This is a genomic window from Streptomyces sp. NPDC005898, from assembly GCF_040629635.1.
In the GTDB taxonomy this organism is placed as follows: domain Bacteria; phylum Actinomycetota; class Actinomycetes; order Streptomycetales; family Streptomycetaceae; genus Streptomyces.
The window spans coordinates 46,261-58,892 of record NZ_JBEXWC010000023.1 but is presented as its reverse complement, the minus strand read 5'-3'; the positions used below and the strand labels follow the sequence as shown (position 1 = coordinate 58,892).

The following is a 12,632-nucleotide window of genomic DNA, read 5'->3' as shown; positions in this document are numbered from 1 at the left end:
GCCTGATCGAGCAGCCGTGCCGCTCCACCCGGTCGGGCAGCCGTATCGCCGCTCAAGCAGAGGAGAACCCGTGCTCGACGTCGACTTCTTCCGCCGCTGGCTGACGAACGCCGCCGCGGCCGTCGACCGTGAGGCGGCCCGGCTCACCGAGCTGGACTCGCCCATCGGTGACGCCGACCACGGCGGCAATCTGCGGCGCGGCCTGTCCGCCGTCGTGGCGGCCCTGGAGAAGGAGGCGCCCGCCACGGTGGGCGGTGTCCTCACGCTGGCGGGACGGGAGCTGATCTCGGCCGTGGGCGGCGCGTCGGGGCCGCTGTACGGCACGCTGCTGCGCCGCACCGGCAAGGCCCTCGGCGACGCCGTCGAGGTCGACGAGGCGGCCTTCGCCGCGGCCCTGCGCACCGGCGTCGACGCCGTCGCCGCGCTCGGCGGTGCCGCGCCCGGCGACAAGACGATGCTGGACGCCCTCGTCCCCGGGGTGGACGCGCTCGGCACCTCCTTCGACGCGGCGCTGGCGGCGGCCCGTCAGGGCGCGGTCGCGACGGTGCCGTTGCGGGCGCGCAAGGGCAGGGCCAGCTATCTGGGCGAGCGCAGCGTCGGGCACCAGGACCCGGGCGCGACGTCCTCGGCGCTGCTCTTCGAGGCGCTGGCGCAGACCGCGCAGGGCACGCCGGGAGCGGGCCGTGCCTGACGGCCCGCTCGTCGGCATCGTCCTCGTGTCGCACAGCGGCCCCGTCGCGGAGGCGGTCGCCGCTCTCGCCACGGGCCTCGCCCAGGGCGGCGCCACCGCTTCGGTGGCCGCCGCGGGAGGGGCCCCGGACGGCGGCCTCGGGACCAGCGCGGAGTCGGTCTCCGCGGCCGCCGCGCGGGTCGATCGCGGCGCGGGGATCGCGATCCTCGCCGACCTCGGCAGCGCCGTCCTCACCGTGAAGGCCCTGCTCGCGGAGGGCGACGCGCTGCCCGTCGGCGCACGCCTGGTGGACGCCCCCTTTGTGGAGGGCGCGGTGGCGGCCGTGGTGACCGCGTCGGCGGGCGCCGACCTCGCGGCGGTCGAGGCGGCGGCCACCGAGGCGTACGCCTACCGCAAGGTGTGAGCCGCACACGACCGGGCGTGTCCTTGAGAGCGGCCGAAGTGTGCGTGAGAGCCGAAGTGTGCGTGAGATACGTGCGCCGCACCTCTTGATGTGTCCCCGACCACTGTGTCAAATAGGTCCGGACCAATGCAGTCGGTCCGGAGCAACGCGGCCCGTCCGGCACCGCGGTCGGTCCGGACCGTGCCGTCGAGTGGAAGGCAGCGCCATGCCCCGCACCCCCCGGTTGGCCGGTTCCCTGGCGCTGCTGACCGTCGTCGCGGGTGCCGCCCTCGGCGGCTGCGCCCGGGGCGGTCAGGACGAGCGGCACGACACCACGCCCCCCGCCGCGCCCCGGGGTCTCACCGTACAGGCGGGCAGCGCCACCACCGCCCACGTCATGTGGAACCAGGCCACCGACGACACCGGCGTCACCGGCTACGAGGTGTACCGCGACGCCAAGAAGGTCAAGGAAGTGCCGAGCGGCAAGCACATGGTGGACATCGTGGGCCTGCGGCCCGCGACGACGTACGCCTTCACCGTGCGCGCCCGCGACGCCGACGGGAACGTCAGCCCGGACAGCAGGAGACTGTCCGTCACCACGCCCGCCGCGGCCGCCGCCGACCACAAGCCGCCGACCCCGCCCGCCCGGCTCCGCGGCCGGGCCGAGGGGAGCCGGTCGGCGATGCTGACCTGGGACAAGTCGTCGGACGACCGGGGCGTGGCCTCGTACGAGATCTATCAGGGCTCCTCGAAGATCCACAGCGTGGGCGGCGGGCAGACTGCGACGCTCGTCACGGGGCTGCGACCCGGCACCCACTACACCTTCACGGTCAAGGCGCGCGACGCCGCCGACAACTTCTCCGACGCCGGACCGAAGCTCCGCCTCACGACCGCCGCGGGCAAGGACTCGGGGCGCGGCACGGCGCCCACGGCGTTCCGCGCCGCGACGCACCGCGCCGACGGGGCGTACTACATCGACCTGTCCTGGCGGCCGCCGCGTACCGGCGGGGCCGTGACGGAGTACCAGATCCGGCTGGACGGGCGCACCGCCACCTCGCTCGTCTTCGGCGGCACCGCGCCCACGGACAAGGCCGACCACAGCTTCTACATCGGCAGGAAGGCCGGGGAGCGGCACCGGATACAGGTCCGCCCCAAGCTGCCGGACGGGACGTGGGGCGCCTACTCGCCCGAGCGGACCGTCACCACGGGCTGACCCCGGCGCTCAGCCTCCCGCTCGCGCGGCGGCCGCCCGTGCGCCCAGCAGGGCCGCCGCGCGCCGGCACCAGTCGCGGGACTCGCGCTCGAAGGCGAGGCCGCGCAGGCAGGTCAGATAGGGGCCGACGCGGTCGCCGGTGCGCAGGAACTCGTCCTCGTCGATGCCGCCGCGCAGCTTCACCAGGAGCTTTTCGAGCACCTCGATCTTGGCGTCGGCCACCTGGGCCCGCTCGATGAGCTGCCCGATCACCGGCGCCGCGGCGATGCCGTCGACGGCCTGCACCTTGACGAGCAGGTCGTCGCGGATGAAGGACGGCTTGGCGGCGCGCGCGGCGAAGCGCTCCATCTCGGCGAGGCCCTCGTCGGTGACGCGGAACAGCCGCTTGTTGGGCCGGCCCTCCTGGACGACCTCCCGGCCGTGGACCAGGCCGTCCGCCTCCAGTTTGGCCAGCTCGGCGTAGAGCTGCTGGGGCAGCGCGTGCCAGAAGTTGGCCACGCCGATGTCGAAGCCCTTCGCCAGCTGATAACCGCTGTACTCGCCGTCCAGCAGTGCCGCGAGCACCGCGTGCCGCAGAGCCATCGCCCGGATCCCCTTCCCTTCCGCCGCCTCGCACCCCCAGCATAGTCATCAATCTGACTAGTCAGATTGATGACTATGCCCGGCCATGGCTCCGGCTCTGGCTCCCACCCTTTGGAGGACCGCCGTGCACCCCACCGCCGAACGTTTCCGCGCCGTGGTCGAGAAGCGCGATCTCGACGCCCTGGAGGATCTGCTCACGCCGGACGTCCGCTTCTACAGCCCGGTCAAGTTCACCCCCTTCGAGGGCAGGCCGATGCTGCTCGGGCTCTTCGGTGTGCTGCTGCGCACGTTCGAGGACTTCCGGTACGTGGGGTCGTACGCCGGGCAGGCGGACACGAGCGCCGACGGGAGCGAGGCCGAGTCGGCGGTCCTGCTGTTCCGCACGGTGGTGAACGGCAAGGAGATCCACGGCATCGACCTGCTGCACTTCGACGCGGACGGCAGGATCAAGGAGTTCACCGTGATGGTGCGCCCGCAGTCCGCGGTGCGGGCGCTCGGGCAGGCCGTGCACGAGGGCCTCGTCGCGGACGGCCTGATCCCTCCCGGCTAGGGCCGGCTCTGGGCCGGTCGGCTCTGGGCCGGACGATGGATTCCGTCACCTGCCCGGAGGCGGTCCGCATGCGGTTTCGGCCCGGGGCGAGTTGGCTCTTCGTCAGGTAGCACGGGCGTTCCCCGATTCGCGGCGGCGCATGGGTTGTACCGCCTCCCGTGCCACCGGAGGGCAGACTCATGCGTACTACTCAGATATGTGTCCGTGCCGGCCTGACCGTAGCCTCCGCCGCGCTGCCGCTGGCGCTGGCCACCCCGTCCGCGTTCGCGGGCGGTGGCATCACTGTCACCGCCACCGGCTCCACCGTGCAGGTCACCACCGCCGCGTGTCCCACCGGCGGAACGGCCTCATTGATGGGCAACCGCAACGCGAGCTTCGCGGGAGGCCAACAGATGCCGCTGTCGAACGGCAGCGCCACCTGGCGGAATGTCAGTGCCGGCTCCTACACGGTCCTGGTCACGTGTCAGGACGGCTCGCAGGCCGGGCCTCAGACCGTCACCGTCGGCGCGGCGCCGACGGCCTCCTCGACGACCGCGCCCTCGCGCGGCGTACGCGGTGGACTCGGGGGCGGTTCGAAGGACCGGGGCACGCTCACGCTCGTCACCGGCGGGGCGCTGGTGTCCCTGGTGGCCGCGAGCGGCGGCGTCTGGTACCTGCGCCGACGCGGCGCGGGTCACCGGATGTGACCGGACACGCGACACAGCGGCATCATCGGCTGCCGCCCTCCCGTCAGCACGTCGGGCGGGCGGCAGCCGCCGCGTGTCCGGCCGCCGGGCGCCCCGCCGCGCTACGGCGTCTGGAGTTCCTCGATCGTCCGGGTGAGCCACTGCGTCCAGAACGTCTCCAGGTCGATGCCCGCGCGCAGCACCACATGCCGCAGCCGGTCCTCCATGGCGTCCTTCTCCGGCGGGAAGTCCCGGCGCTCGATCTCCTCGTACTGGGCCAACTGCCGCCGGTGCAGATCCAGATGGCGGTGCAGATCCGCCTGGATTCCCTCGGTGCCGACGACCGCGGCGGCGCGCAGCCGCAGCAGCAGGGTGTCCCGCATCGGCTTCGGGTCCTGGCTCGCCGCGGTCCAGCGGGCCAGTTCGGCGCGGCCCGCGGGCAGGACCTCGTACTCCTTCTTCTGCCCGCGCGTCGCCCCTTCCCGCGGCAGCGCGCGGATCGCCCCCTCGCGCTCCAGCCTGCCCAGCTCGCGGTAGATCTGCTGGTGCGTGGCCGACCAGAAGTAGCCGATCGACTTGTCGAACCTGCGGGTCAGTTCGAGCCCCGACGACGGCTTCTCCATGAGGGCGGTGAGGATCGCGTGCGGGAGTGACATGGGGTCATCCTAGGGAGGGCCTCACAGGGCCGCGGCCAGCTCCGTACCCTGCTTGATGGCGCGCTTGGCGTCCAGCTCGGCGGCGACGTCGGCGCCCCCGATGAGGTGCACGCTGCGTCCGGCGGCGCGCAGCTCGTCGTAGAGGCCGCGGCGCGGTTCCTGGCCCGCGCACAGGACGACGGTGTCGACGGGCAGGACGGAGGAGACGCCGTCGACGGTGATGTGCAGCCCCGCGTCGTCGATCAGGTCGTAGCTGACGCCCGCCACCATCGTGACGCCGCGGTGGCGCAGTTCGGTGCGGTGGATCCAGCCCGTCGTCTTGCCGAGGCCCTGACCGACCTTGGTCGCCTTGCGCTGGAGCAGGTGGACGGTGCGCGGCGGGGTGGGCCGCTCGGGCTTCGTCAGGCCGCCGCGCTCGCGGTAGTCCATGTCGACGCCCCACTGGCGGAAGTACGTCGCCGGGTCCAGACTCGCCTTCTCGCCGCCGTCGGTGAGGTACTCCGCCACGTCGAAGCCGATGCCGCCCGCGCCGATGACGGCGACCCGCTCCCCGACGGGCGCGCCGTCGCGGAGCACGTCGAGGTAGCCGACGACGCTGGGGTGGTCGATACCGGGGATCTCGGGGGTGCGCGGGGTCACGCCGGTGGCGACGACCACTTCGTCGTACGCGGCCCCGGCCAGTTCGTCGGCGGTGACGACGGTGTTCAGCCGGACATGCACGCCGCGCAGGGCGAGCTGGGTGCGGAAGTAGCGCAGGGTCTCGTCGAACTCCTCCTTGCCGGGGACCTTGCGGGCGACGTTGAGCTGCCCGCCGATCTCGGGGGCGGCGTCGAAGAGTGTCACGTCGTGGCCGCGCTCGGCCGCCGAGACGGCGAAGGCGAGTCCGGCGGGCCCGGCGCCGACGACGGCGATGCTCTTCCTGGTGCGGGTCGGCGAGAGCACCAGCTCGGTCTCGTGGCAGGCGCGCGGGTTGACCAGGCAGGAGGTGATCTGGAGATTGAACGTGTGGTCCAGGCACGCCTGGTTGCAGCCGATGCAGGTGTTGATCGCCTCGGACCGCTCGGCCGCGGCCTTGGCGACGAAGTCGGGGTCGGCGAGGAGCGGGCGGGCCAGGGAGACCATGTCGGCGGCGCCGTCGGCGAGCAGTCGCTCGGCGATCTCGGGGGTGTTGATGCGGTTGGTGGTGACGAGCGGGACGGAGACCTCGCCCATCACCTTCTTGGTCACGAAGGTGTAGGCGCCGCGCGGCACCGAGGTGGCGATGGTGGGGATGCGCGCCTCGTGCCAGCCGATGCCGGTGTTGATGATCGTCGCGCCGGCGGCCTCGATCGCCTTGGCGAGGTGGACGACCTCCTCCAGGGTGGAGCCGCCGGGGACCAGGTCCAGCATGGAGAGCCGGTAGATGAGGATGAAGTCGGTGCCCACGCGCTCGCGGGTGCGGCGGACGATCTCCACGGGGAAGCGCACGCGGTTCTCGTAGGCGCCGCCCCAGCGGTCGGTGCGCCGGTTGGTGGGGGCCGCGATGAACTCGTTGATCAGGTAGCCCTCGGAGCCCATGATCTCGACGCCGTCGTAGCCGGCGAGCTTGGCCAGTTCGGCGGCGCGGACGAAGTCCTCGATGGTCCGCTCGACGTCCTCGTCGGTGAGTTCGCGGGGCACGAAGGGGCTGATGGGGGCCTGGAGCGCGCTCGGGGCCACCAGCTTGTCGTGGTAGGCGTACCGCCCGAAGTGCAGGATCTGCATCGCGATGCGGCCGCCCTCGGCGTGCACGGCGGCGGTGATGCGGGCGTGCTCCTCGGCCTCGGCCTCGGTGGTCATCTTGGCGCCGCCCTCGTAGGGGCGCCCCTCGTCGTTGGGGGCGATGCCGCCGGTGACGATGAGGCCGACGCCGCCGCGCGCGCGGGTCGCGTAGAACTCCGCCATGCGCTCGAACCCGTTCGGCGCCTCTTCCAGGCCGACGTGCATGGAGCCCATCAGGACCCGGTTGGGCAGGGTGGTGAAGCCCAGGTCGAGCGGGTTCAGCAGGTTCGGGTAACGGCTCATGCGGCGCCTCCGTACGCGGTGTCTACCCGACAGTTGTAGACGACCCCGGGAAGCTTGTGCAACTAGTTGCATAAAGCGTGAGCGGCATCTCACGGCGCATGCCTCCCGGCACACCGGGGCCACCGGCGCCCCCGCCTGAACGTCCTGTCCGAATCCCGCCAGCCGCAGCCGCGTGCGGGGCGCAGACTGGAGGCCGGCCACAGAACGCGAGGAGAGTTTGCGATGACCGTCCACACCACGATCGACAGCCCGCTGGGCGAGCTGCTGCTGGTGGGCGAGCCGTCGGCCACCGCCAAGGGCGGCACGGCGCTGGCCTCGCTGTCCATGCCGGGCCAGAAGGGCGCGGCGGTCGTGCGCGAGGGCTGGGTCCGTGACGACGCGGCGTTCGAGACGATCGCCGCGCAGCTTCGCTCCTACTTCGCCGGGAGCCTGACCCACTTCGACGTCGAGTACGCCGAGGGGGCGGGCACCGCGTTCCAGCGCAAGGTCTGGCAGGCCCTGGACACGGTCCCCTACGGCACCACGACCACCTACGGGCGGCTCGCCGAGCAGCTGGGCCTGTCCCGGGCGGCGGTCCGCGCCCTCGGCACGGCCATCGGCCGCAACCCCGTGCTCGTCGTGCGCCCCTGCCACCGGGTGATCGGCGCCGACGGCTCCCTCACCGGGTACGCGGGCGGCCTCGAACGCAAGCGGCTGCTGCTCGACCTGGAGGCCTGAGCGCCCCGGGGGTCACGGCCCCTCGTCCCGCAGTCCGCTCACCCGCAGCGTGATGTTCAGCCGCCCGGTCAGCCCGAGCGCCGGCGGGGCCGTGCCGGGCAGCACCCGGGGCACCCCGTGGTACGCGAGACGGGACGGCCCCCCGAAGACCACGAGGTCGCCGCTGCGCAGCTCGACGTCGGTATAGGGCTTCGTGCGCGTGCGGGTGTTGCCGAAGCGGAAGAGGCAGGTGTCGCCGAGGCTCAGCGACACCACCGGGGCCGGGGACTTCTCGTCGCTGTCGCGGTGCATGCCCATGCGGGCGTCGGCCTCGTAGAAGTTGACCAGCGCGATGTCGTACGCCTCCCCGCCCTGCTCCCCGCTCCCGTACCCGGCCGCCTCGGCCGCCGCGCGGCCCAGTTCGGCGAGCCACGGCGGCATCGGCTTCACCGGCGCGCCGTCCCCGTCGACGGCGGTGCGCGCGTACCCGTACGGATACCAGTGCCACCCCAGGCCGAACTGCCGGGCCGTCATGGTCCCGCCGCCGGGCGTGCTGACCAGCCGCAGCCCGGCCGGCGGCTTCGCCCACCGCCGGCACGCCTCCACCAGCCGAAGCTGCGCCGCCGCCGGCAGCCAGTCGGGCAGGTGCACGGCCCCCGGGCCGATCTCGGCGCGGTCCCGGGGGAACAGTCCGGCACCGAACAGTTCATCCGGCACTGGCGCCCGGCCACTTCCAGTCGGCGACCTCGGGCAGGTCGGTGCCGTGCTCGCGGATCCACGCGTGGTGGCGGGTACGGGCGTCGGCCATCGCCCGGCGCGCCTGCGTGGCCCGCGCGGCGAGGCCGGGGACGCGGTCGATGACGTCCATGACCAGCCGGTACCGGTCGAGGTCGTTGCGGACGACCATGTCGAAGGGGGTGGTGGTCGTGCCCGCCTCCTTGTACCCGCGCACGTGGAGGTTGGCGTGCCCGGTGCGGCGGTAGGCCAGGCGGTGGATCAGCCAGGGGTAGCCGTGGTAGGCGAAGATCACCGGCCGGTCGGCGGTGAAGAGGGCGTCGTACTCGTCGTTCGGCATGCCGTGCGGGTGCTCCTCCCGGGGCATGAGGCGGGCGATGTCCACGACGTTGACCACCCGGACGGCCAGCTCGGGCAGCAGCTCCCGCAGCAGGCTCGCCGCGGCGAGGACCTCCTGCGTCGGCACGTCGCCCGCGCAGGCCAGGACCACGTCGGGTTCGCGCGAGCCGTCGTCCGTGCCCGCCCACTCCCACACGCCGGCGCCGCGCGCGCAGTGCGCCCTGGCCGCGTCGAGGGAGAGCCAGTCGAAGCAGGGCTGCTTGCCCGCGACAACCACGTTGACGTAATCGCGGCTGGCCAGGACGTGCTCGGTCACCGACAGCAGGGTGTTGGCGTCCGGCGGCAGGTAGACGCGTACGACGTCGGGGCTCTTGTTGAGGACGTGATCCACGAACCCCGGGTCCTGGTGCGAGAAGCCGTTGTGGTCCTGGCGCCACACGTGCGAGGTGAGCAGGTAGTTGAGCGAGGGGACGGGTGCGCGCCAGGGCAGGGAACGCGAGGTCTTCAGCCACTTGATGTGCTGGTTGACCATCGAGTCGACGATGTGGACGAACGCCTCGTAGCAGGAGAACAGGCCGTGCCGGCCGGTGAGGGTGTAGCCCTCCAGCCACCCCTGGCACAGGTGCTCGGACAGGACCTCCATGACGCGGCCGTCCCGGGCGAGGTGCTCGTCGGTGTCGAGGACGCGCTCCTGCCAGGCCTTGCCGGTGACCCCGTAGAGCGCGCCCAGGCGGTTGGACTCGGTCTCGTCCGGCCCCACGACGCGGAAGTCCCGGCGCCGCGCGGTGTCGGCCATGACGCGGGCGAGCAGGTCGCCCGTCACCCGGGTCGGTTCGTGCAGGGTGGCGCCGGGGCGCTCGACGGGGACGGCGAAGTCCTCCAGCGGCGGCAGCGGCAGCGGGCTGCTGAGCAGGCCGCCGTTGGCGTGCGGCGTCGCGCCCAGCCGGCGTTCGCCCTCCGGCACCCACGCCAGGACCTCGGGGACGGGCGTGCCGTGCGCGTCGAAGAGGTCCTCGGGGCGGTAGGAGCGCAGCCACTGCTCCAACTGGCGCAGATGGGCCGGGTTCTCCCGGACCTCGGAGAGCGGCACCTGGTGGGCGCGCCAGGTGTTCTCGACCGGCTCGCCGTCCACGGTCGCCGGGCCGGTCCAGCCCTTGGGGGTGCGCAGCACGATCACGGGCCAGCGGTGGCGGCTGTGCGCGCCGCCGCCGCGGGCGGCGCGCTGGAGGGCGGCGATGCGGTCCAGCGCCTCGTCCATGGCGTCGGCCATCGTCTGGTGGACGGTGAGCGGGTCGTCACCCGCCACGTACAGCGGCTCGTGGCCGTAGCCCTTGAGCAGCGCGTCCAGCTCCGCGTCGGGCAGGCGGGCGAGCAGCGTCGGGTTGGCGATCTTGTAGCCGTTGAGGTGGAGGATCGGCAGGACGGCGCCGTCGTGCACGGGGTCGAGGAACTTGTTCGAGTGCCAGGATCCGGCCAGCGGCCCGGTCTCGGCCTCGCCGTCGCCGATGACGCAGGCCACGACCAGGTCGGGGTTGTCGAAGGCCGCGCCGTACGCGTGCGCGAGGGAGTAGCCGAGCTCACCGCCCTCGTGGATCGAGCCGGGCGTCTCGGGCGCGACGTGGCTCGGCACCCCGCCGGGGAAGGAGAACTGGCGGAACAACCGCGCCATGCCCTCCTCGTCCCGCGTCACCGCCGGGTACGTCTGGGTGTAGCTGCCCTCCAGCCAGGAGTTGGCGAGCACGGCCGGGCCGCCGTGGCCGGGCCCCCACACGCACAGCGCCTCCAGGTCACGCTCCTTGATGACGCGGTTGAGGTGGGTGTGGACGAGGTTGAGTCCCGGTGAGGTGCCCCAGTGGCCCAGCAGGCGCGGCTTGATGTGCTCGGGTCGCAGCGGCTCGGTCAGCAGTGGGTTGCTCATCAGGTAGATCTGGCCGACGGCCAGGTAATTGGCGGCACGCCAGTGTGCGTCGAGTGCCGCCAGGTCCTCCTTCGCCATGGGCGCCATGAGGTCTCCTCGCGAGGGTCGGGGTGTGCGGCGGATACGGGGATACGTGGTCGGGGCGCGGGTTCCACGAGAACGCCGGGTCACTCGTCGCGACGCCGGTTCGGTCCGGGCCGATCCGGAACGGGCCGCCGGAACCGGAACGACCGGCCGAACCGGAACGGACCGCCGCAACCGGAGCGGACCGCCGGAACCGGAGGGGACCGGCCCCGGCATTCCTCCCTCCGACGCTGCCACCGCCCGGGCGCCGCCGCGAACCCGGCCAGGGCCGTTCGGCCCCGCCGAGGTGCACGGGCGCCCCGCGGCGGCGGCCGGCACACCTGGGCGCGGCGCCGGGCGGCCGTGGCTCAGTTACCGCCCTTGACCGCCCGCAGCACGACGAACTTCGGGTCGCTCGCCACGACTTCCGCGTTGCCGAAGAGCTTGCGGAGCTTCACGTGGTAGCCGAGGTGGCGGTTGCCGATGACCCACAGCTCCCCGCCGGGGCGCAGCGCGGCCCGCGCGCCGCCGAACATGCGCCGGGCGGTCGCGCCGGTCGTCGCCTGGTGGCTGTGGAACGGCGGATTGTTCAGGACGAGGTCCACCGACCCGGGCGGCACGGCGGCCAGCGCGTCACCGGCCACGAAGTGCGCCTTCGCGCCCTCGGCGGCATTGGCCCGGAAGGTGGCCTCGGCGGAGGCGACGGCCGGGAACGACTCGTCGATGAAGGTGACGGCGGCGTCGGGCTCGGCGACGGACACGGCGGTGCCGAGCACGCCGTTGCCGCAGCCCAGGTCCACGACGTGCGCGCCGGCGCGGGCGCGCGGCAGGTGCTTCAGGAAGAAGCGGGTGCCGATGTCGAGCCGGTCGGCGCAGAAGATGCCGGCGTGGTTGACGACCGTCAGCCCGGCGCCGGCCCCGGCGTCGTCGGCCAGCGTGTACGTGGTCGGCCAGGGGCTCGGTCCGGGGGTGCGCGCGGGGTCCGGGGTGCTGAAGACGAGCCGCGCCTTCTGCCGGGCCAGGGAGGTCTTGGTCGGCCCGACGAGCCGCTCGAACAGCTCCAGCGTCGACGTGTGGATCTCGGTGACCATGCCGGTGCCGACGACGACGGTGCCCTCGTGCAGTGCGGGGGCCAGCCGGTGGAGCTGGTCCTCCAGGAGCGCGAGGCTCTTCGGTACGCGGACCAGGAGGACGTCGATCCGCGCGGGCGGCGTGTCCCTGGTCGTCAGGAGCCGTGCCGCGTCCGGCGCCAGGCCCGCCCGCGCCAGATTGGCCCGGGTGGCCTGCTGGGCGAGGAAGGAGTCGGTGATCTGCACCGGCACGCGCGCGTGCCCGGCGAGAACGGTCGTCAGCGCCCCCCACCGGTCGCCCACGACGGCCACGGTGCCGCTGAGGTCCAGGGCCGGCGCCCCTTCCTCGCCGGCGAGGTGCCGCAGCAGATAGGCGTCGGCCGCCGACCAGGCGCGCAGCTGATCGCGGGGGTCCTGCGGAAAGCGGGTGAGGTCGTACGCGCCCCATGACGTGCTCAAACGGTTCATCGTGCCCTCAGGCTAACGGAGGTCCCACCAGCCACGGCGGGGCCCGGTGAGCAGCAAGGCACGCTCGGCGCTCAGCGCTCCGCGGACGGCTCGAACCACGTGGGGCCCTCCACCAGCGCCTGCTTGACGCGGAAGAGCGAGAACTCGTGCAGGTCCGGCAGCGCGTCCACGTCGAACCACGCCACCTCCAGCGACTCGTCGTCGTTGACGCGCGCCTCGCCGCCGACGGCACGGCAGCGCAGCGTGATGTCCATGTACTGGCAGGTGTCGCCGTTGGGGTAGGTGACCGGTTCGAGCGCCTGCACCAGCACGATGCGTTCGGGCACGCAGCGCACCGCCGTCTCCTCGTACACCTCGCGCACCGCGCACTGTGCGGGCTGCTCCCCCGGTTCCGGGATCCCGCCGATCACCGACCACCGGCCGTTGTCGGAGCGCCGTCCGAGCAGCACCCTGCCCGCGTCGTCGAAGACGATGGCGGTGACCCCGGGGAGCCACAGGAGCTGCTGGCCCGCGTCGGCGCGGATCGTGCGGATGAAATCAGGAGTTGCCATGCCCCGACCC

The 12,632-nt window shown here is 73.1% G+C and carries 13 protein-coding genes; 6 read left to right on the top strand and 7 right to left on the bottom strand.

Features of this window, described 5'->3' with window-relative positions; all coding sequences use genetic code 11:
* Positions 1 to 70 precede the first annotated feature (70 nt).
* The 3 genes from dhaL (at position 71) to ABZ385_RS26100 (ending at position 2,286) form a co-directional block, all read left to right on the top strand.
* Positions 71 to 691 carry a dihydroxyacetone kinase subunit DhaL gene (dhaL, locus tag ABZ385_RS26110; RefSeq protein WP_358913475.1) on the top strand — a complete coding sequence of 207 codons (621 nt, stop codon included), beginning with the start codon at positions 71 to 73 and terminating at the stop codon, positions 689 to 691.
* Entirely contained in the window at positions 684 to 1,094 is a 411-nt protein-coding gene (locus ABZ385_RS26105) for a PTS fructose transporter subunit IIA (protein ID WP_358913473.1), read from the top strand. Before dhaL ends, ABZ385_RS26105 begins: the two co-directional genes overlap by 8 nt.
* Before the next feature lie 205 nt (positions 1,095 to 1,299).
* Positions 1,300 to 2,286: a fibronectin type III domain-containing protein gene (locus ABZ385_RS26100; RefSeq protein ID WP_358913471.1), complete on the top strand. Its 987-nt coding sequence runs from the start codon at positions 1,300 to 1,302 to the stop codon at positions 2,284 to 2,286.
* A 9-nt stretch (positions 2,287 to 2,295) separates the two neighbouring features.
* Here the strand turns inward: ABZ385_RS26100 and ABZ385_RS26095 are convergent, their stop codons facing one another.
* Entirely contained in the window at positions 2,296 to 2,868 is a 573-nt protein-coding gene (locus ABZ385_RS26095; RefSeq protein WP_358913469.1) for a PadR family transcriptional regulator, read from the bottom strand.
* An 85-nt stretch (positions 2,869 to 2,953) separates the two neighbouring features.
* Between ABZ385_RS26095 and ABZ385_RS26090 the strand changes: the two genes are divergently transcribed.
* Together ABZ385_RS26090 and ABZ385_RS26085 are read left to right on the top strand one after the other, a co-directional pair.
* On the top strand, positions 2,954 to 3,418 hold the full coding sequence (locus ABZ385_RS26090) for a nuclear transport factor 2 family protein (RefSeq protein WP_358578678.1): 465 nt from the start codon (positions 2,954 to 2,956) through the stop codon (positions 3,416 to 3,418).
* A 179-nt stretch (positions 3,419 to 3,597) separates the two neighbouring features.
* Entirely contained in the window at positions 3,598 to 4,104 is a 507-nt protein-coding gene (locus ABZ385_RS26085) for a hypothetical protein (protein ID WP_358913467.1), read from the top strand.
* A 101-nt stretch (positions 4,105 to 4,205) separates the two neighbouring features.
* Here ABZ385_RS26085 and ABZ385_RS26080 read toward each other — a convergent pair whose 3' ends face one another.
* Together ABZ385_RS26080 and ABZ385_RS26075 are read right to left on the bottom strand one after the other, a co-directional pair.
* Complete coding sequence (locus ABZ385_RS26080; RefSeq protein ID WP_358699111.1) at positions 4,206 to 4,739, bottom strand: PadR family transcriptional regulator; 534 nt, start codon at positions 4,737 to 4,739, stop codon at positions 4,206 to 4,208.
* 21 nt (positions 4,740 to 4,760) lie between these two features.
* Positions 4,761 to 6,782 (bottom strand): NADPH-dependent 2,4-dienoyl-CoA reductase, encoded by a 2,022-nt coding sequence (locus ABZ385_RS26075; RefSeq protein WP_358913465.1) that lies wholly within the window; start codon positions 6,780 to 6,782, stop codon positions 4,761 to 4,763.
* A 222-nt stretch (positions 6,783 to 7,004) separates the two neighbouring features.
* Here ABZ385_RS26075 and ABZ385_RS26070 point away from each other — a divergent pair, with 222 nt between their 5' ends.
* Positions 7,005 to 7,499: a methylated-DNA--[protein]-cysteine S-methyltransferase gene (locus ABZ385_RS26070; RefSeq protein ID WP_358913463.1), complete on the top strand. Its 495-nt coding sequence runs from the start codon at positions 7,005 to 7,007 to the stop codon at positions 7,497 to 7,499.
* 12 nt (positions 7,500 to 7,511) lie between these two features.
* Here ABZ385_RS26070 and ABZ385_RS26065 read toward each other — a convergent pair whose 3' ends face one another.
* The 4 genes from ABZ385_RS26065 to ABZ385_RS26050 all read right to left on the bottom strand — a co-directional run bounded on the left by ABZ385_RS26065 (position 7,512) and on the right by ABZ385_RS26050 (position 12,622).
* Positions 7,512 to 8,195, bottom strand: a complete 684-nt coding sequence (locus tag ABZ385_RS26065) for an alpha-ketoglutarate-dependent dioxygenase AlkB (RefSeq protein WP_358913461.1) — start codon at positions 8,193 to 8,195, stop codon at positions 7,512 to 7,514.
* A complete protein-coding gene (locus ABZ385_RS26060) occupies positions 8,185 to 10,557 on the bottom strand; it encodes a phosphoketolase family protein (RefSeq protein ID WP_358913459.1) in 2,373 nt (790 codons plus the stop codon). The genes ABZ385_RS26065 and ABZ385_RS26060 overlap by 11 nt, the downstream gene beginning before the upstream one ends.
* Before the next feature lie 344 nt (positions 10,558 to 10,901).
* Complete coding sequence (locus tag ABZ385_RS26055; protein WP_358913457.1) at positions 10,902 to 12,071, bottom strand: methyltransferase; 1,170 nt, start codon at positions 12,069 to 12,071, stop codon at positions 10,902 to 10,904.
* 71 nt (positions 12,072 to 12,142) lie between these two features.
* Positions 12,143 to 12,622: an NUDIX domain-containing protein gene (locus ABZ385_RS26050; RefSeq protein WP_358578659.1), complete on the bottom strand. Its 480-nt coding sequence runs from the start codon at positions 12,620 to 12,622 to the stop codon at positions 12,143 to 12,145.
* Positions 12,623 to 12,632 lie beyond the last annotated feature (10 nt).